General features: G+C 61.7%; 16 protein-coding genes. All 16 read right to left on the reverse strand.

What is annotated here, in order from left to right:
- Positions 1–150 precede the first annotated feature (150 nt).
- A complete protein-coding gene (locus JNO51_RS10190; protein ID WP_215776678.1) occupies positions 151–921 on the reverse strand; it encodes a molybdopterin-binding protein in 771 nt (256 codons plus the stop codon).
- 34 nt (positions 922–955) lie between these two features.
- The gene (locus JNO51_RS10195; protein WP_215776679.1) at positions 956–1,711 is read right to left on the reverse strand and encodes a YdcF family protein; all 756 of its coding nucleotides are present in this window, start codon (positions 1,709–1,711) and stop codon (positions 956–958) included.
- A 15-nt stretch (positions 1,712–1,726) separates the two neighbouring features.
- Entirely contained in the window at positions 1,727–2,437 is a 711-nt protein-coding gene (locus JNO51_RS10200; RefSeq protein ID WP_215776680.1) for an ABC transporter ATP-binding protein, read from the reverse strand.
- On the reverse strand, positions 2,434–3,204 hold the full coding sequence (locus JNO51_RS10205) for an ABC transporter ATP-binding protein (RefSeq protein WP_215776681.1): 771 nt from the start codon (positions 3,202–3,204) through the stop codon (positions 2,434–2,436). The genes JNO51_RS10200 and JNO51_RS10205 overlap by 4 nt, the downstream gene beginning before the upstream one ends.
- 3 nt (positions 3,205–3,207) lie before the next feature.
- Positions 3,208–4,290, reverse strand: a complete 1,083-nt coding sequence (locus JNO51_RS10210; RefSeq protein WP_215776682.1) for an ABC transporter ATP-binding protein — start codon at positions 4,288–4,290, stop codon at positions 3,208–3,210.
- Between the two features lie 13 nt (positions 4,291–4,303).
- On the reverse strand, positions 4,304–5,233 hold the full coding sequence (locus JNO51_RS10215) for a branched-chain amino acid ABC transporter permease (protein WP_215776683.1): 930 nt from the start codon (positions 5,231–5,233) through the stop codon (positions 4,304–4,306).
- Between the two features lie 618 nt (positions 5,234–5,851).
- Entirely contained in the window at positions 5,852–6,889 is a 1,038-nt protein-coding gene (gene astA / locus JNO51_RS10220) for an arginine N-succinyltransferase (protein ID WP_215776684.1), read from the reverse strand.
- A gap of 61 nt (positions 6,890–6,950) precedes the next feature.
- On the reverse strand, positions 6,951–7,970 hold the full coding sequence (aruF, locus tag JNO51_RS10225) for an arginine/ornithine succinyltransferase subunit alpha (RefSeq protein ID WP_215776686.1): 1,020 nt from the start codon (positions 7,968–7,970) through the stop codon (positions 6,951–6,953).
- Positions 7,971–8,065: 95 nt separating this feature from the next.
- Positions 8,066–9,271, reverse strand: coding sequence for an aspartate aminotransferase family protein (locus JNO51_RS10230; protein ID WP_215776688.1), 1,206 nt, complete (start codon positions 9,269–9,271; stop codon positions 8,066–8,068).
- A 208-nt stretch (positions 9,272–9,479) separates the two neighbouring features.
- A complete protein-coding gene (locus tag JNO51_RS10235) occupies positions 9,480–11,612 on the reverse strand; it encodes a hypothetical protein (RefSeq protein ID WP_215776691.1) in 2,133 nt (710 codons plus the stop codon).
- Between the two features lie 136 nt (positions 11,613–11,748).
- Positions 11,749–13,896, reverse strand: a complete 2,148-nt coding sequence (gene pnp, locus JNO51_RS10240) for a polyribonucleotide nucleotidyltransferase (RefSeq protein ID WP_215776693.1) — start codon at positions 13,894–13,896, stop codon at positions 11,749–11,751.
- Between the two features lie 204 nt (positions 13,897–14,100).
- Positions 14,101–14,370, reverse strand: coding sequence for a 30S ribosomal protein S15 (rpsO, locus tag JNO51_RS10245; protein WP_215776695.1), 270 nt, complete (start codon positions 14,368–14,370; stop codon positions 14,101–14,103).
- Between the two features lie 113 nt (positions 14,371–14,483).
- Positions 14,484–15,401 (reverse strand): tRNA pseudouridine(55) synthase TruB, encoded by a 918-nt coding sequence (gene truB / locus JNO51_RS10250; RefSeq protein WP_215776697.1) that lies wholly within the window; start codon positions 15,399–15,401, stop codon positions 14,484–14,486.
- Positions 15,398–15,802: a 30S ribosome-binding factor RbfA gene (gene rbfA / locus JNO51_RS10255; protein ID WP_215776699.1), complete on the reverse strand. Its 405-nt coding sequence runs from the start codon at positions 15,800–15,802 to the stop codon at positions 15,398–15,400. The genes truB and rbfA overlap by 4 nt, the downstream gene beginning before the upstream one ends.
- A gap of 100 nt (positions 15,803–15,902) precedes the next feature.
- Complete coding sequence (gene infB / locus JNO51_RS10260) at positions 15,903–18,710, reverse strand: translation initiation factor IF-2 (RefSeq protein ID WP_215776701.1); 2,808 nt, start codon at positions 18,708–18,710, stop codon at positions 15,903–15,905.
- A gap of 42 nt (positions 18,711–18,752) precedes the next feature.
- Complete coding sequence (gene nusA, locus JNO51_RS10265) at positions 18,753–20,228, reverse strand: transcription termination factor NusA (RefSeq protein ID WP_215776703.1); 1,476 nt, start codon at positions 20,226–20,228, stop codon at positions 18,753–18,755.
- Positions 20,229–20,234: the final 6 nt, after the last annotated feature.

The raw sequence follows: 20,234 nt of genomic DNA on the forward strand, positions 1-20,234 counted from the left end.
CGAAACTTCCGGGCGGCTTGGTTGGGTTTCAGACACAGGCAGGCCGCTCGATCAGTCGAGCCACCACCAGCCTTGTGTAAGAAATTTGCTATTCATGCGGAATAATCTATCAGGGCATGCCCTGCTGGTAAAGAGGTATTTTCCGATCCCTCATTCGGCACGCGGCGCCGTGACACTGTCGAGCAACGTGTAGCCACGCGCCTTCAGGGCAGCAGCGAATTCGGCCAGCGCCATTTCGGCCAGGGCGGCCTTGCCGTTGAAGCCGAATTCGATGTGCATCTGGCTGATGCGCTGGTTGCCGAAACTGGGCAGGCTGGACAGGCGCAGCGCCGGGTAACGGCGGACGAAATCCTGCATCAGGTCGATCAGATCGCCTTCACGCGCCTCGAGGGCAATCAGGGTGCGGTCAACATCCGGCTGGTCACTGAACAGGTGGCGGTAATCACGATCCAGAACGGACTCGATCATCGGCCAGGCCATGGCCGGAAAGCCCGGCACGAAGTGAACGTCCGCGACGGAGAAGCCGGGCACCTGATTGACCGGATTGAGGATCAGCCGCGCGCCTTGCGGAAAGTACCCCATCTGGATGCGGTGCGGGTAGGCATCGGCACCGAAGCGCTGCTCCAGCAGGATTTTGGCCTCGGGATGCAACTCAAGCGGCTGGCCGCAGGCGGCAGCGGCACAGGCGCGGGTGAAGTCGTCCGGGGTGGCGCCAATGCCGCCGAAGCTGAACACCAGGTCGCCGCTGCCGAAGGCGCGTGTCAGGGCGGCCTGAATGCGCAGCGGATCGTCGCCAAGGTAATCGGCCCAGGCGAGTTTCATGCCACGGGCGGCGAGGAGGCGGATCAGGGCGGGCAGATGCTTATCGCTGCGTTTGCCGGACAATAATTCGTCACCGATGATGATGGCACCGACATCCATGAGACGCTCCCTGAGTATATTTGAATGGCTGATGCTACTCGCCTGCCCCATTGGCATGCAAATTCATCCAGGCGATGCCGACCCACTCGCGCAGCGCAATCCAGCTCTGTCGCTGGGCAGTACCGCTGGGCAACCAGTTGATCAGGGCACTGGGAGACGGATGGCTCAAGCCTGTCGGTGCCGACAGCACGTCAAACCCCTGGCGCACAAACAGGGCGCGTGCCCGGCGCAGGTGCCAGGCATTGGAGACCAGCGCGATACGCTGCACGCCGGCTGCCTTAAGCAAGGGAGCGCTGTAGCGGGCATTCTCTTCGGTGGTGTTGGCACGGCTCTCTGCCCAGCGTACGTCGAGGTGGTAGTCACGCTGCAGGGTTCGGGCCATCACGACAGCCTCGGGTTCGCCACCCAGCGGCGAACCGCCGGTCACCAGCAGCGGCTTGCCGAGTTGCTTGGCCAGCCAGCTGGCATAGCGCACACGCAGCAACGAGTCGGACGAGAGCTCTTCATCACCGTACTCGGGCGCGAAGTCTTTGCCACCGCCGAGGACCACGATGGCATCAATGGTCTGCAGGGCGCCGGGTGACGCCACCACCGGTTCCAGCGGGCGGGTCAGCCACCAGGCCACTTGCGGGGTCGCCAGCAGGTAAATGCCGGCCAGGGCCAGGCCCACCAGCCAGCGGCGCCGGAACCACAGCCCGAGCAGGGCCAGCCAGAGGAGGCACAGGGGGGGGAGTAAAAGAGCCCCGGCGGCCTGATGGATCAGGACGACGGGGCTGAACGTTGCGCTCATTGCTTGCTTACTACCCTACTCACCGAGATAGGCGTTGCGCACGCGCTCATCGTCGAGCAGCTCGCGGGCATCGCCACCGATGGTGATCTTGCCACTTTCCATGACATAGCCGCGCTGACTGACTTCCAGCGCCAGGCGGGCGTTCTGCTCCACCAGCAGCATGGTGACCCCTTCGGCCGCCACCATCTGGATGATTTCGAAGATCTTTTGCACGATGATCGGTGCCAGCCCCATGGAAGGCTCATCCAGCAGCAACAGCTTCGGCTTGGACAGCATGGCACGTCCCATGGCCACCATCTGCTGCTCACCACCGGACAGGGTGCCCGCCAGCTGCTTGCAACGTTCCTTCAGCCGCGGGAACAGGTCGTAGATGCGAACCAGTTCATCCTGGATCTGCGCTTTGTCGTTACGGATGTAAGCCCCCATCAGCAGGTTTTCTTCGACGGTCAGTTTGGGGAAGATGCCGCGCCCTTCCGGCACCATCACCAGGCCATGCCGCACAAAGTCGTGGGAATGAATGGCGGCACAGTCCTTGCCTTCAAACTCGATGCTGCCGCCACTCTTCTTGACCATGCCGATCAGGGTCTTGAGGGTGGTGGTCTTGCCGGCACCGTTGGCGCCGATCAAAGTGACCAGCTCACCCTGCTTGATGTGAAAATCGATCCCCTTGACGGCCTGGATGCCGCCGTAGGCCACTTGCAGATTTTTAACTTCCAAGAGATTCATTCTTGTGGCACCCCCAGGTAGGCTTCGATCACTTTCGGGTTCTTGCGTACCTCTTCGGGCACCCCTTCAGCGATGCGCTTGCCATAGTCGAGCACGGCGATGCGATCGCACAGGCCCATCACCAGTTTGACATCGTGCTCGATCAGCAGGATGGTGACGCCGCCGTCACGGATCTTGCTCATCAGTTGCTTGAGGTCGTCGGTTTCGCGCGGGTTCATGCCGGCCGCCGGTTCGTCCAGCGCCAGCAACTTGGGCTCGGTCGCCAGAGCGCGGGCGATTTCCAGCCGGCGCTGGTGGCCGTAGGACAGGTTGCGTGCCCGTTCTTCGGCCACATCGGCGATACCGACATACTCAAGCAGCTCCCAGGCCTTTTCACGAATGGCGGCTTCTTCGGCCCGGGTGCGCGGATCACGCAGCACCGCGCCCAGCGCACCGGCACGGCTCTTGATATGGCGGCCCACCATGACGTTTTCCAGTGCGGTCATTTCGGCAAACAGCCGGATGTTCTGGAAGGTACGGGCAATACCGGCTGCTACCACTTTGTGCGGCTTGGCGCGGAACAGGTCATGGCCGTCGAAGTCGAACTTGCCTTCGTCGGGCATGTACAGGCCGGTCAGTACGTTGAACAGTGTGGTCTTGCCGGCGCCGTTCGGGCCAATCAGGCCGTAGATCGCACCGCGAGGAATTTCCAGGCTGACGCCGGACAGGGCGTGCAGACCACCGAATCGTTTGTTGATGCCTTCAATTTTCAGCAAAGCTTCTGCCATGATTTACCCCTTCTGTACCCTGGCCTTGGCCTTGGCATCGGAAAACTCGAGTGCGCGGCGCTTGGAAGGCCACATCCCGGCCGGACGTACCAGCATCATCACCACCAGTGCCAGACCAAACAGCAATTGGCGGGCATTTTCCGGATCGACGATCATGCGTCCGAAGGTATTCATTTGCAGCGGTCCGATGGTATCGCGCAGGATTTCCGGCGCGATGGTCAGCACCACGGCCCCCAGTACCACGCCCGGGATATGCCCCATGCCGCCCAGCACCACCATGGCCAGAATCATGATCGATTCCATCAGGCCGAAGGATTCGGGCGAAATGAAGCCCTGGAACGAGGCAAACAGGCCGCCGGCGATACCGCCGGACAAGGCGCCGAGGGCAAAGGCCAGCAGCTTGATGTTGCGGATGTTGATACCCATCGCGGCGGCGGCCACGTCGTCCTCTCGCAGGGCGACCCAGGCACGACCGATGCGCGAGTGCTGCAGGCGGGTGGCCATGATGACCACGGCGACCGACAGGAACAGGAACAGATAGTAGTGCAGGTAAACCACCGGGAAGGACAGGCCGCCGATTTCCAGGGTCTTGCCCAGGGTGAAGCCGCCAAGATGGATCGGGTCAATCAGGTTCACGCCTTGCGGGCCATTGGTGATATTGATCGGCTGGTTGAGGTTATTCATGAAGATACGAATGATCTCACCGAAGCCGAGGGTCACGATGGCCAGGTAGTCACCCTTGAGGCGCAGCACCGGGGTGCCGAGCATCAGGCCGAAGCAGGCGGCAAACACCGCGCCCAGCGGGATGGTGACATAGAACGGCCAGTGCAGGCCGAACTGCGGCGAGCTCATCAGACCATAGCTGTAGGCGCCGACGGCATAGAAGGCGATGTAGCCCATGTCGAGCAGGCCGGCAAAGCCCACCACAATGTTCAGGCCGAGGGCCAGCATGATGTACAGCAGGGCGAAGTCGACGATGCGCACCCAGGAGTTGCCGAGGAAGCCGCCGACCACGAAGGGCAACACGGCCAGCACGATGGCACTGGCGATGTAGATACCCAGCTTGTTGCGAATGGTGTTGTTCATGGTGTTCTCCTGATCAGGCGCGATCGGCCAGTTTTTCACCCAGCAGGCCGGATGGACGGAAGATCAGTACCAGGATCAGGACGACGAAGGCGAAGACGTCCTGGTAGTTACTGCCCATGAAGCCACCGGTCAGGTCGCCGATATAGCCAGCCCCCAGGCTTTCGATGATGCCGAGCAAAATCCCGCCCAGTACCGCCCCGCCCAGGTTGCCGATGCCGCCCAGCACCGCTGCGGTAAAGGCCTTCATACCGATCATGTAGCCCATGTAGTAGTGAGCCTGATCGTAGTTGGTGGCAACCATCACACCGGCCACGGCGCCGAGGCCGGAGCCGATGACGAAGGTGGCGGAGATGATGCTGTTGACGTTGACGCCCATCAGGCCGGCCACAGCCGGGTTCTGGCTGGTGGCGCGCATGGCGCGGCCAAGCTTGGTTTTCTCGACCATGAGCAGCAGACCGACCATGATCGCCAGGCACAGGGCGATGATCACGATCTGCAACTTGGTGATGCTGGCGCCGAAGATGGAGATGACGTCATGGTTGAGGATGGGCGGGAACGGAATGTAGTTGCGCCCCCAGATCAGGATGGCCACCTGCTGCAAGCAGATAGACAGGCCGATGGCGGTGATCAGCGGCGCCAGTCTCGGCGCGCCCCGCAGCGGCCGGTAGGCAATCCGTTCGATGGTGAAGCCGATCAGCATACAAGCAGGAATGGCGATCAGGAGACCGATGATCACCAGAATCGGTCCCGGCAGATTGATGCCGGCGCCGACCAGTGTGCTGATGACGGTGATGGTCACCATGGCGCCGAACATCACCACTTCGCCGTGGGCGAAGTTGATCAGGCCCATGATCCCGTACACCATGGTGTAGCCGAGGGCAATGAGGGCGTAAATGCTGCCCAGCACCAGCCCGTTGAGGATCTGCTGCAGAAAAATGTCCACGAGGGAAATCTCCTTGTTCTATTTATCCCGGCGGCAGACAGTGTTGTGCACCGTCCTCCGTGTCGGTCTTCCATGTCCTGCAGGGTGGTTTTTTTCCCGTTACCTTGCCCCGCCATCCATGCAATCCGACACTGGCACCGCATGCTGTCGTTTATTGTGTTCTGTCCGACAGTCGTTCGGATTATGCTTGCGCGCTCAATAAACTGTCAATCTTAACAATTGGTTAAATGGCACATTTTTCGAAACTATTTTTGATTTTTGCATGTCTTTGAATTTATTGGATTTTTACCGCACAAAACACCCACATCGCCAGATGTTTTGTATATCAGAAACCATTGATATGAAGACATTTTAAGGGGGCAAAATATCCGCCATTTTGTTGGAAATGGAATAATTCACCCTGTCTGTCACGCCATTTGGTGCAATCATTGTTCGCAAACGAAAATCCGCCAGAGAACAGATCGGTACAAGATTCGCTTGTATACAAAATACAAGTACACAAAACAAAAGGCCGCACCAAGGTGCGGCCTGCAGATGGAATATTCATGCCTGGAGCATGTCAGCCAGCCATGACGCAGTTATTGCCATGCATCATGTCATCGGGATGTCTCTCAGACATCAACCCGGGGTTTGTGCGCGCGGCGAGAGGCTGACGCAGCGCACTTTGCCCCCCTCCTCCAGGCCCAGTGCGTCGTACTGCACCGCACTGAGCGATACACTGGCTGCGGCGGCATCGCCATAGACCAGGATCGCCCGGAAGCCGGCAAAGTCGGTATTGCACACCAACAACCGTTCCCCTTGCTCAACGGCCTGTTCGACCAGATTCACCGACCTCAGCTGGCTGTCGCGCACGGCGCGGATCTCCCGACGATAGGCCTGTACGGTCGGGCCACCATCAAAGATGTCGACATAGCCCTCGCAGCGGAAGCCTTCAGCACGCAGCATTTCCAGCGCCGGCCGGGTATCAGCATGAGGCTGGCGGATCACCGCCTGGGCCGCATCGGGCAGCATCTCGATATAGATCGGGTGCTTGGGCATCAACTCGGCGACAAAGGTCTTTTCACCCAGGCCGGTGAGGTAATCGGCATGCGAGAAGTCCATCGAGAAGAAGTGGCGCCCCAGTCCCTCCCAGAATGGCGAAGAGCCCCTGGCATCGGAAACGCCGCGCAGCTCGGCCACCACCACGTCGCTGAACAGGTCGGGGAACTGCGCCATGAACAGCAGGCGACTTTTGGACAGCAGGGAACCATTGCGGTTGGCGCGGTACTCCGGATGCATGAACAGGCTGCACAACTCGGAAAAGCCGGTATGGTCGTTGGACAGAAACAGCGCATCGTGGCGCTTGTAGACCCCGAGCTCTTCCGAGGCGTGCACCACGGTACCGATACGGTAGTTGTACCAGGGCGTCTTGAGACCGACGGCGGCTTCCAGGGCGCAAGTGCCGGCAATGGTCCCGCGCACCGTATCTTCCAGCACGAAGATATAGCCCTGCTCGACCTGGGGCAGTTCTCCGGCGAAGGATTTGACCGAGCGCTCAATGCGCTCGGCCAGGCAATGCTCGTCGGCCGGCAGCGAAGTCATGCCCACACCGGCCTCTTTGGCCAGGGCCATGAAGCGATCCAGATCGCCGCGTGCGATAGGTCGGATGATCATCATGATTGTCTATTCCCGATTTGGCTTTGGCGGGCCCGCCCTGTCTGCGCAGGCCCGACCGGTTTCACCCCAGTTGCAACTCGGCGACGCGGACCCAGGTCCCGGCGCTCACGCCCAGTGCCTCGATGGCATCGGCCTCCAGCTGCACCACGCCGTCCGCCAGCACGCTGGGCGCCAGTGCCGCCACATAATTGGCGCAACGCTCGTTGCTGACCAGGCGCACCTTGGCACCTGCCGGCTGGCTGCCGACCTGCTCGATGCGATACAGCCGTGAGTGCTGCAGGGTGTGCAGGCGGTCAATTTCGGCGGTCAGGACAGCACCGCCGTCGAAGATATCGATGTACTGATCCATTTCGAAGCCCTCGCGCGACAGGATCTGGCAGGTGCGCTCGGAGCGGGGATGAACCTGGCTGATGGCATCCTGTGCATCGTCGGGCAACAAGGGGACATAGATCGGGTAGTTAGGCATCAGCTCGGCAATAAAAGACTTGCTGTGGCTGATGAAGGCCTGTTCGACCTGGGGGAAATCCATGTCGAAGAAAATGCGACCGATGGCATTCCAGAACGGCGACTGACCGGCCTCGTCATGCAAGCCCTGCATCTCGGCAATGATGCGTTTGCCAAATCGCAGGCGCTGGCCGGCAACGAACATCAGCCGGGCACGCGACAGCAGCTCGGCGCCCAGCTGATTGAACTGCGGATCAACGTGGAAGCCGCACAGCTGCACCATGCCGGTCAGATCGTGACACAGATTGAGCACATGCACGCGGTTATGCACGCGCAAGGTTCTGGAGGCATGCACGAAGATCTCGTTGCGGTAGCTGTAGAAAGGCTCATCAAAGCCCGCCGCCGAAGCCAGGGCGGCGGTACCGACGACCTGGCCATCGTTCTCCAGCACAAAGGCGTAGTACTCGTAGCCGGCGCCGGCAGTGGCCTCGTGCTCGAAGGACGAGACCGAGCGCTGAATACGATCAAACAGCCGATCGCGGTCGGCCGGCAAGCTGGTCACGCCGATACCACTGTCGTAGGCCAGACGTTCAATGACCGGCAAATCCGCGATGCGGACAGGTCGGACGGTCAGCATGGTGTCACTCCCGTTACGTTCTGGCAGCGGACTCGCGTCCGCGCCAGGATTGGACCCAGTTCAAAGTCGATATGCCATGCCCGCCGGGCGGGCACTTACAGCAAGCTATCCAGTGCGGCAGTCAGGCGTTGCAGCCCCTGCTCGATGTCCTGTGCTTCGATCAGCAACGAGGGGGCGAAACGCAGCACGCCAGGGCCAGCCTGCAACAGCATCAGCCCCTGCTTCTCCGCGGCGGTCAGCACATCCCGGGCACGACCGGCCAGCGGGCCTTGCAGTTCGCACCCCAGCAGCAGGCCCTTGCCGCGGATATCGGCAAACACCTGGCGGGTCTGATTGAGGGCCTGCAGCCCGGCCAGCAGTTGCTGGTGACGCGCCCTGACCCCGGCCAGCACTTCGGGACGGCTGATGATGCCGACGGCACACAGCGCCACGGCGCTGGCCAGCGGGTTGCCGCCATAAGTGGTCCCGTGTGTGCCGGGGGTAAAGCTGGCGGCAACGTGCGCGCGGGTCAGCATGGCACCAATGGGGAAGCCGCCACCCAGCGCCTTGGCCGAGGTCAGGATGTCCGGGGTGATGCCGTAGTCCATGTAGGCATACAGCGAACCGGTGCGCCCCATGCCGCTTTGCACCTCGTCGAAGACCAGCAGGGCCTGATGGCGATCACACAGCTCGCGTGCAGCCTGCAGATAGGCCGGATCGGCCGGCACAACCCCACCCTCCCCCTGAATCGGTTCGATGATCACGGCACAGACATCATCGCCCATGGCGGCAGCCAGAGCGGCGATGTCGTTGTAAGGAACATGATCAATGGCGGGCGGCAGAGGGGCGAAACCTTCGCGGTATTTGGCCTGACCGCCGACGCTGACGGTAAACAGGGTGCGCCCGTGGAAACTGTTGAGGCAGGCAATGATGCGCTGCTTGTGGCTGTGCCCCTGGTCGCAGGCGTACTTGCGCGCCAGCTTGAGTGCCGCTTCATTGGCTTCGGCACCGGAATTGCAGAAAAACGCGCGATCGGCAAAGGTCAGCCCGGTCAGCAAGGCGGCCAGTCGCAGCACGGGCTCATTGGTAAACAGATTGGAGATATGCCACAGCTTGCCGGCCTGCTCGGTCAGCGCAGCCACCATTTCAGGATGACAGTGACCCAGCGCGTTGACGGCGATCCCGCCGGCAAAGTCGATATACTCCCGCCCCTCCTGGTCCCACACGCGCGAACCGCTACCTCGCACCGGCACAAAGCCGGCCGGAGCGTAAGACGGGACCATTACCTGGTCGAACGTGGCGCGTGAAACTGTCTGGGTCATGGATCATCCTTTATGGCTAAAGTCAGTCAGGGAGAAGATGGCATGCAGACGGAATGAGCGCCTGCAGCCACTCATTTTAACCCCGATGCAGGAAAAAAGGCCGCTCGCGAGAGGATTTTTCCGGAGAGCAGCAAACAGAAGGGGGCCCGGTCTTTCATTGTGCTTGCCATGCACAATGAAAGACCGGGCCCCCTGGATGACGACTTGATCAGAACTGGTGAGTCATGCCGAAGCGCACGCCATTGACGGCATTGCCATAGGCCTGTTGCCCCCAGAAGGTCTGGGCCTGCAGGCGGGTGGCCTTGTCCATGCTGTAATTCACCGTCAGCTCGCTGTGCAGACGAGTGCGCTTGGCATCGTCGGCGTTGCTCTGGTAACGGCCCAGCACATCGATATCAGCAGCAAACTGGCTGTCGGCACGATTCAGGTCATGGTCCACGCCAAGGTTGGTGCTCAGGCTCCACTTGTCGCCGAACGGATGCTCGGTGCGCAGGCCGAGGACGGCAGCCGTCGCTCGACGCTGGAAGGCGTCGTAGCCGGCGAGGAATTCACCGCCGCTGGCTTCGTCATAGGCCGAACGCTCGATCGAGGTGTATTGCAGACCACCGTAGGGGGCCAGCGAGCCGGCGCCATGGCGCAGGCGATAGCTGGCCAGCAGGCTGGCGGCCTTGCCGGTCAGGCGGGCGCTGCCGGTGCCGGCTTCGGTGTTCTCCGCCAGATCACGGGTCATGTCCAGATCCAGACGGCTCCAGGCGAGCGCCATACGGGCCGAGAAGCCTTCGCCATCACGCTGTTGCTGGAAGTTGGCATAGGCACCAAGGGACGGGATGGTATTGCCGTGGGTCTGGTACTGACCCGGCAGCGTTTGCTGCAGGCTGCTGTCGACGCTCATGCCCAGCTGCCACTGACTGTCGAGACGGTAGCCCAGCGTCGCCAGACCATCGCTCACCTGCTCGCCATTGCCCCCACGGTAGCCGCCCTGGATGCCCAGGCACAGCTGGCCGATCACTTCACTGCCACAACCACTGCCCAGCAAGCCGTCCAGCTGGCTGGCCGCGGTATCGAGCAGCACTTGCTGGCGCTGGGCGCTGGTGCCCATGGCGCTCAGGGTGTTGTCGACGTCGATCATGTGGCCGCCACCCGAGGATGGATCGGTAGCCGATGCCTTCCAGACGAACATGTGGCTGTCGCCACCGGCGGTGGTGGAGGTGCCGCTGACGATACGACCATCATCCGACACCGCGAGCGCGGTAGACGTATCGCCACCCAGGGTGCCCAGGTCGTTCATGGTCGCGCCGTCAACCGAGCGGAAGGCATGAACCGTACCGGCGCCAGTATCACTGTAGCCGACGACGGTGCTGCCATCGTGCGAGATCGCTGTGGCTTCAGAGTTGGTGCCACCCAGGGTACCCAGATCCTGCATCAGCAGGGTGCTGTCATAGCGATAGGCGTGCTTGCTGCCATCAGCCATCTCGGAGGTGCCGGTCATCTGGTTGCCCGTTCCGGACATGCCGACGAAGGTGACGTTATCGCCGCCCAGGGTGCCGATATCTTCCATCGGACCAGAGCCATCTATCCTGAAGACATGGTTATTACCAAATGCATCGTCAGATTCGCCGGCAATAACGTAGTTACCGCTAAAGCCATCCGAGACCGCCATGGCGGTCGAGTTGGTTCCACCCAGCGTCCCCAGATCACGCCATGCGCCGTAGCTGGTAGGACTGTTAGGGATGGCCACGGTAGCGTGCGTGGCAGAGGAGGCAACGGTGGCATCACCGACAATCATATTGCCATCCGCCGCTACGGCATTGACGTGCGAGGCCCCGCCCGCCACCAGCGTGCCCATATCCTGAACCGGGGCGCCATTGACCGAATAGAAACCATGCACGGTATCGCCAGGAATGTAGCCCGACCCGACGACGACAGCACCCGTCTTCGAGATACCGCTGACCATCATGGTACTGCCGAATGAACCGAGATCCTCGAAAGCACCGGTGGTGGTATTCACCCGGAAGGCCTTCTCGCGGGCGACGGCATCCAGCCCGGAACCAGCGGCATAGTGTCCGTCATCCGAGAGCACCACATCGGTGACCAGCCCCATGCCGAGCGAGCCAAGATTGCGTACGCCCGTGTCGGCGGTCCAGACAAACAGGCTGTTGTCGGACGGTGCGGTTTCGACGGTGCCCACGATCATCGAACCGTTGCCTGCGATTGCAGTCGGTGTGAGCGGACCATCTGCGCTGGACACATCCGTCATGCTGCCAGCCTGGGCTGCCGTTGCTTGCAACATAGCGCAGGCGGCGGCACAAGCCAGAGCGATTTTGCTTCTTTTGAAAGACATGCTTTCTCCTTGTCAACAAGAGAAAGCATTGTTTTCTGACGGCTGGCCTTGCCCTATCAGAGCGCTCCGAAACCCCCCTGACGGCAAGAAAAAACCCGCCAGAACGGGCGGGTTTTTTGTGCGACGGCGAAACGGCTTATTCGCTGGTCTTGAGGCCGAAGGATTCGGCCGTGGCCTGAGCAGCCTTGGCTTCTTCTTCCAGCAGGGCCTTGATCGACAGGCGGATACGGCCGCGATCGTCCTGCTCGATCGCCTTGACGCGTACGACCTGGCCTTCCTTCAGGTAGTCGGACACATTCTTGATGCGCTCGTGAGCGATTTGCGAGATGTGCACCAGACCGTCCTTGCCCGGCAGGATGGAGACGATGGCGCCGACGTTGTTGTCGAGGATCTTGACCACGGTGCCTTCGTAGGCCTTGCCCACTTCGACTTCGACGGTGATTTCTTCGATGCGCTTGCGGGCAGCGTCTGCGCCTTCCTGCGTCACGGAAGCGATGGTGATGGTGCCGTCTTCCTCGATGTTGATCTCGGTACCGGTATCCTTGGTGATCGAACGGATGGTTTCACCACCCTTGCCGATGACTTCGCGGATCTTGTCCGGGTTGATCTTCATGGTGAACAGGCGCGGTGCGTAGGTGGACAGCTCTTGTACACCGCCGACGGCATCCTTCATCAGACCCAGGATGTGCAGGCGGCCTTCCTTGGCCTGGTCGAGCGCGACCTGCATGATTTCCTTGGTGATGCCCTGAATCTTGATGTCCATCTGCAGTGCGGTCACGCCGTTAGCGGTACCGGCCACCTTGAAGTCCATGTCGCCCAGGTGATCTTCGTCACCCAGGATGTCGGTCAGCACGGCGAAGCGGTTGCCTTCGAGGATCAGACCCATGGCGATGCCGGCCACGTGGGCGGTCAGCGGCACACCGGCGGACAGCAGCGACAGGCAGCCACCGCAGACCGAAGCCATCGAGGAGGAGCCGTTGGACTCGGTGATTTCCGAGACCACGCGCATCGAGTAACCGAATTCGGTTTCCGGCGGCAGCACGGCCACCAGGGCGCGCTTGGCCAGACGACCGTGGCCGATTTCACGGCGCTTGGGCGGGCCCATGCGGCCGGCTTCACCGGTGGAGTACGGCGGGAAGTTGTAATGCAGCATGAAGCGTTCGGTGTATTCACCGGCCAGCGCGTCGATGATCTGCTCGTCCTGCTTGGTGCCCAGCGTGGTCACGACCAGGGCCTGGGTTTCACCGCGGGTGAACAGCGCCGAGCCGTGGGTACGCGGCAGCACGCCGGTCTTGATGGCGATCGGACGCACGGTGCGGGTATCGCGACCATCGATACGCGGCTCGCCGGCCAGGATCTGGCCGCGAACGATTTCGGCTTCCATCCCCTTGAAGATGCCCTTGATTTCATTGGCCTTCAGGGTGTCGGTTTCTTCGTTGATCAGCGCGGCCTTGACGGCAGCCCAGGCTTCGTCGATGGCCTGGGTACGGGCTTGCTTCTGACGCAGGCGGAAGGCCTCGGCCAGCTTGGCACCGGCGATGTCGCGGATCTGGGCCACCAGGGCTTCGTCACGCGCTGCCGGCTGCCAGTCCCACATCACCGGGTTGACTTCGTCAGCGAATTCGTTGATGGCGCGGATGGCGGTCTGCATCTGCTCGTGACCGAAGACCACGGCCCCCAGCATGACGGCCTCAGGCAGTTCCTTGGCTTCGGATTCAACCATCAGCACGGCACGTTCGGTACCGGCGACCACCAGATCCATTTGCGAGGTTTGCAGTTCGGTCTTGGTCGGGTTGAGCAGGTACTGGCCATCGGCGTAGCCGACGCGCACGGCACCGATCGGGCCATTGAACGGCAGGCCGGAGATGGCCAGGGCAGCGGAAGCACCGATCATGGCCGGGATGTCGGAATCCACTTCGGGGTTCAGCGACAGGACGGTGGCGACGATCTGCACGTCATGGTAGAAGCCTTCCGGGAACAGCGGACGGATCGGACGGTCGATCAGGCGGCTGGTCAGGACTTCCTTCTCGGACTGCTTGCCTTCGCGCTTGAAGAAGCCGCCCGGAATCTTGCCGGCAGCGTAGGTGCGCTCGAGGTAGTCAACGGTCAGCGGGAAGAAGTCCTGGCCCGGCTTGACGTTCTTGGAGCCGACCACGGCCACCATGACGACGGTTTCTTCAACGGAGACGATGACGGCGCCGGAAGCCTGGCGGGCCACTTCACCGGTTTCCAGCTTGACGGTCTGGTTGCCCAGCTGGAAGGTCTTTTCGATTTTCTTGAACACGGCGGTTCCTTTTCTGTTGTGCCTGCGGATCGCGTGGTGCAACGGGAACCCCTAGTGATGACAGCCCGTCAGGACAATCATGACTAGAGGCTCCCCCCGTTGCTGCTTGTGTGACTTGGTTGCGATGCCGCCGGGCGTGAGGGTCAAACCGGCAACAGTTAGAAAAAAGTCGCAGACCAGCTGCGACTTTTTCCTTGCTGCGTATTACTTGCGCAGACCCAGACGGGCAATCAGGGCGCGGTAGGCATCCGCGTCGGTACCCTTCAGGTAATCCAGAAGGCGACGGCGGCGGCTAACCATTTTCAACAGGCCACGACGGCTGTGGTGATCCTTGGTGTTGGCCTTGAAGTGCGGGGTCAGATCGTTGATGCGAGCGGTCAGCAGGGCGATTTGTACTTCGCTCGAGCCGGTGTCGCCTTCCTTGTGCTGGAAGTCTTTAACGATTGCTGCTTTTTGTTCAGCGGTCATTGCCATTGCGGTGTTACTCCAATTGCGGTTTGGGGCAGGTGCCCGACAAGCGAGGCGAGCATCGGCAAGCCGAAACCCATCCATGCTTCGTTCACGAAGGGTGCCTTGCGGCGCCCTTCTCATTCGGCGTTGAACGCCATCAGTCTGACTGGTTGCAGCATGCCATCAGCTTGCGCATCGGCCAGACCGAGAAATTTCCGAGTTTCCTGTCGGTAAACCCGGAAGCGCAGCATTGTCTCACACTTTTCGTCAATGCGCACGGCCTGGCCATGACAAAAGCGCGCCGACTGCTTTTCATCCAGCGAAATGGCCGGCAAGTGTTGTACCAGCACGTCAGCAGGCAGCAACAGGGCATCGCGCCCGGGCAGGTCGAGGGCTTCCAGCTGGTCCAGGGTGATGGCGTCTGCCAGCTGGAAACCCGCTGTGGCCGTGCGGCGCAGGCCGGTCAGGTGGGCACCGGCATCGAGGCGCTCGCCGATGTCCTGGGCCAGGGTGCGCACATAGGTCCCCTTGCTGCAGATCACGTCCATCACCGCTTCGAGACCATCGAAGGATTGCAGGGTCAGGCTGTGAATGGTCACGCGACGGGCCTTGCGCTCGATTTCGACCCCTTCACGGGCATATTCGTACAGCGCCTTGCCCTGGTACTTGAGCGCCGAGTACATCGGCGGCACCTGGTCGATCTCGCCGACAAAAGCCTGCATGGCGGCAAGGAGTTGCTCGCGATCGAAGGTGACGGGCCGTTCGCGCACCACTTCGCCTTCGATGTCGCCGGTGGTGGTCACCTGGCCGAAGCGCACGGTGGCACGGTAGGCCTTGTCGGCATCCAGCAGGTAGGAACAAAACTTGGTGGCCTCGCCGAAGCACAGCGGCAGCAGACCGGTGGCCAGCGGATCGAGCACGCCGGTGTGGCCACCCTTGGCAGCGCTGTACAGCCAGCGGGCCTTCTGCAGCGCACCGTTGCTGCTGATTTCATACGGCTTGTCCAGCAGCAGCACGCCATCGATATTGCGTTTGACGCGACGCACCTGGGTCATTCGGCTTCGCTCTCGCTGTCACCCTCTTCCCGGGCAGGGATGCGGTCTTTTTCGTTGACTTCGTCGATCAGGCGGCTCATGCGCACGCCGCGCTCGATGGAGTCGTCGTAGACGAACTGCAGTTGTGGCGTGGTGAAGATCGACAGGCGACGACCGAGTTCGCCGCGCAGGTAGCCGGCGGCGTGGCGCAGGGCTTCGGCGGTGACCTCGCGGGTCTTTTCGTCCATCACGGTGTAGTAGATCTTGGCGTGCGAATAGTCGCGGGTCACTTCGACGGTGGTCAGGGTGATCCAGCCGGCACGGGGGTCTTTCAGACCTTTTTGCAGCAGCTCGGCCATTTCCTTGCGGATCTGTTCGGCTACGCGATCAGTGCGGGCGAACCCGCGTTTGGCTTTTGCCATGTCACTTCTCCTCAGGCGGCAGGCGCCATACTTGCCCGCCGCGAAAAACAAGGCCCGCCTAACGCTGACGCCAGACGGGCCTTCGGACGTATCGACCGGATTACAGCGTACGTGCCACTTCGACGATTTCGAAGGCTTCCAGTACGTCACCCTCGTGGATGTCGTTGAAGTTCTTCATCATCAGGCCACACTCGTAACCCTGCTTGACTTCCTTCACGTCATCCTTGAAGCGACGCAGCGAGTCGAGCTCGCCCGAGTGGACCACGACGTTGTCGCGGATCAGGCGGTACTGGGCGTGACGCTTGATCAAGCCATCGGTCACCATGCAGCCGGCAATGTTGCCAACCTTGGAGACGTTGATGACCTGACGGATCTCGGCGGTACCCAGGATCTGTTCGCGCTTCTCCGGTGCCAGCATGCCGGACAGGGCTGCCTTCACTTCGTCCACGGCATCGTAAATGATGCTGTAGTAGCGGATATCGACGCCTTCGGCTTCGGCCAGCTTGCGTGCTGCCGCATCGGAGCGGGTGTTGAAGCCGATCACGATGGCCTTGGAGGCAATGGCCAGGTTGATGTCCGATTCGGTGATGCCACCCACGCCGGAGTGCAGGATGTTGACGCGCACTTCGTCGGTGGACAGCTTCTGCAGGCTCTGTGCCAGGGCTTCGTAGGAACCCTGCACGTCGGCCTTGATGATCAGCGACAACGAACGAACTTCGCCTTCGGCCATCTGGGCAAACATGTTTTCCAGCTTGGCAGCCTGCTGCTTGGCCAGACGTACGTCGCGGAACTTGCCCTGACGGAACAGGGCGATTTCGCGCGCCTTCTTTTCGTCGGCCAGTACCATGGCGTCTTCACCGGCGGACGGCACATCGGACAGACCGAGGATTTCGACCGGAATCGAAGGACCGGCTTCATCCACCGACTTGCCGGCTTCGTCGATCATGGCGCGAACGCGACCGAAAGCCGTGCCGGCCAGCAGAATGTCACCCTTCTTCAGGGTGCCGGACTGCACCAGGAAGGTCGCCACCGGACCGCGACCCTTGTCGAGACGGGCCTCGACGATCACGCCCTTGGCCGGCGCATCCTGGGCGGCGGTCAGTTCCAGCACTTCGGCCTGCAGCAGGATGGCTTCCAGCAGCGCATCGATGTTGGTGCCCTGCTTGGCGGACACTTCGATGAACTGGGTATCGCCACCCCAGTCTTCCGGCACGACTTCCTGGGCAACCAGTTCCTGACGGATGCGTTCCGGGTTGGCGCCCTGCTTGTCGATCTTGTTCACCGCCACGACGATCGGCACACCGGCAGCCTTGGCATGGTGAATGGCTTCGATGGTCTGCGGCATCACGCCGTCGTCGGCTGCGACCACCAGGACCACGATGTCCGTCGCCTTGGCACCACGGGCACGCATGGCGGTAAACGCTTCGTGACCCGGGGTGTCGAGGAAGGTGATGACGCCACGCGAGGTTTCGACGTGGTAGGCACCAATGTGCTGGGTAATGCCACCGGCTTCACCGGCAGCCACCTTGGCGCGGCGGATGTAGTCCAGCAGCGAGGTCTTGCCGTGGTCGACGTGACCCATGACGGTCACGACCGGCGGACGCGGCAGCTTGACGACTTCGACCGCGCTGCCTTCGGTGACTTCCAGGAAGGCTTCCGGATCATCGGCCTGGGCAGCCTTGCCCTTGTGGCCCATCTCTTCGACCACGATCAGCGCGGTTTCCTGATCCAGAACCTGGTTGATGGTCACCATCATGCCCATCTTCATCAGGATCTTGATCACTTCGGCAGCCTTGACGGCCATGCGGTGCGCCAGGTCAGCGACGGAAATGGTTTCCGGCACCAGCACTTCATGCACGATCGGCTCGGTCGGCGCCTGGAAGGCATGCTGGCCCTGATGCTTGTTGCGGCCACCCTTCTTGGACTTCCAGTCATTGCTGGCATCACCGCCACGCACCTTCAGACCGCGACCACCCTTGCTCTTGTCGTCCCAGCGGTCCTTCTTGCCGGCAGAAGCGGGCTTCTTGTCCGGCGAACGCGGACCGGCGCTCGGATTGGCAGGCTGACCGGCAGCAGCCGGTGCGGCGCCGGCCGGGCGCGGAGCGCCGCTGCGCGGGCCGTTGTTCTGACCCGGACGGGCACCGCCAGGGGCGCCCTGGCCTGCCGGACGGGCCGGACGGGCAGCGTCGGTACGGCGCGGCTCGGCGCCGGCTTCGGCGGCAGGACGAGCAGCAACCGGCGCGGGCGCGGCGGCCTGCTGTTGCGCCTGACGGGCCGCCGCAGCACGGCGCTCTTCACGCTCGATTTTTTCTTTCATCAGCGCAGCCTGACGCTCACGGAAAGCGATCTGGCGCTTCTCTTCCGCTTCACGGGCAGCGATTTCTTCCGGCGACAGGATGGATGCCGGGGTCGGACGGACTGCGCGCACCGGCTCGGCGGGGGTTTCCGCCTTGGGCTCGGGCTTGGGCTCCGGCTTCGGTTCCGGCTTGGGCTCAACCTTGGGCTCCGGCTTCGGTTCCGGCTTCGGTTCGGGCTTGGGCTCCGGCTTCGGCTCGGGTTTCGGTTCCGGCTTGGCCTCGGCAACCGGTGCGGCGGCAACGGCGGCAGCCGGTGCGACCGGCTCGGCTTCTTCCGGACGGACGACCACGCGCTTCTTGCGGGTCTCGACCTTGACGGTCCCGCCAGCGGTACGGATTTCGCTGGTCTGCTTGCGTGTCACGGTGATGCGGCTTTCGTCGCGCACACCATGGGAGCGCTTGAGGTAATCCAGCAGCTGTGTCTTGTCTTTTTCCGTCAGGGTTGCGTCCAGCGAACGGTCACCCACCCCGGCTGCGCGCAGTTGTTCCTGCAGGCGCTCGGGGGTCAGACCCAGTTCACTGGCAAATTGCTTTACATTCGTCAATACCATGCGTTTTCCCAAATTCGTCGGTTGCTAACTGAAACCCGGCACTCATTCAAACCAGTGCTCGCGCGCCTTCATGATGATTGCGCGTGCGGTTTCAGCCTCCATGCCAGTCATGTCTACGAGATCATCCACGGCAAGGTCAGCGAGATCGTCGCGGGTGTTCACGCCATTATCGGCCAGCTTCTGCAGATGCTCTGCGCTCAGCCCTTCGAAATCCTGCAAGCCTGCCAGACCGGATTCGGCCTTCTCTTCCGAGGCGATGGCCTGATTGAGCAGGGCATCACGGGCACGGCTTCTGAGATCGTTGACGAGCGTTTCGTCAAAGCCTTCGATCTCCAGCATTTCGGCGATTGGCACATAGGCCACTTCTTCCAGGGTGGCAAACCCTTCCTGCACCAGGACTGCGGCGGTGTCGTCATCGACACCCAGATTCTTGACGAAGAGTTCTCGCAATGCAGCATCCTCCTCCAGATGCTTCTCTTCGGCTTCGGCCACGGTCATGATATTCAGATACCAGCCGGTCAGTTCGGCTGCCAGGCGCACGTTCTGGCCACTGCGGCCAATGGCGAGCGCCAGTTGATCTTCCTCGACCACCACATCCATGGCGTGATTGTCTTCGTCGATCAGAATACGGTTCACTTCGGCAGGCGACAGGGCATTGATGACAAACTGTGCCGGCTCAGGGGCCCACAGCACGATGTCAACACGCTCGCCAGCCAGTTCCTGCGTCACCGACTGCACGCGCGAACCGCGCATGCCGATGCAGGTACCCTGCGGGTCGATCCGCGGGTCGTTGGCCTTGACGGCGATCTTGGCGCGCATGCCCGGGTCGCGGGCGGCTTCCTTGATTTCCAGCAGGCCTTCTTCGATTTCCGGCACTTCCAGCTCGAACAGCTTGACCAGGAATTCGCGGGCGGTACGCGACAGCACCAGCTGCGGGCCGCGACCCAGACGGTCGATACGCAGCAGGAAGGCCTTGACGCGGTCACCGACACGCAGGTTTTCCTTGGGGATCATCTGCTCGCGCGGCAGCACGGCTTCCAGCTTGCCGCACTCGATGATGGCGTTGCCACGTTCGATACGCTTGACGGTACCGGTCACCAGGTGCTCGCGGCGTTGCAGGAAGTCATTGAGCAGTTGCTCGCGTTCGGCATCGCGGATTTTTTGCAGGATGACCTGCTTGGCGGTCTGGGCACCGATACGGCCGAACTCGACGGCTTCCATCGGTTCTTCGATCACGGCACCGACTTCCAGCTTCGGGTCACGCGCCTGGGCATCCGTCAGCGACAGTTCGCGGCTGTCGAATTCCAGCAGCTCGTCCTCAACCACCGTCCAGCGGCGGAAGGATTGATGCTGGCCGGTATGGCGATCGATTTCGACGCGCACATCAATCTCGTCATCGGCAAACTTTTTCTTGGTGGCCGAAGCCAGCGCCGATTCCAGCGCAGAAAACACCACGTCCTTGCTAACGTTCTTTTCGCTCGCCAGCGCATCTACCAGCAACAAAATCTCGCGACTCATGCAATC

Source organism: Paludibacterium sp. B53371, assembly GCF_018802765.1.
Lineage (GTDB): Bacteria > Pseudomonadota > Gammaproteobacteria > Burkholderiales > Chromobacteriaceae > Paludibacterium.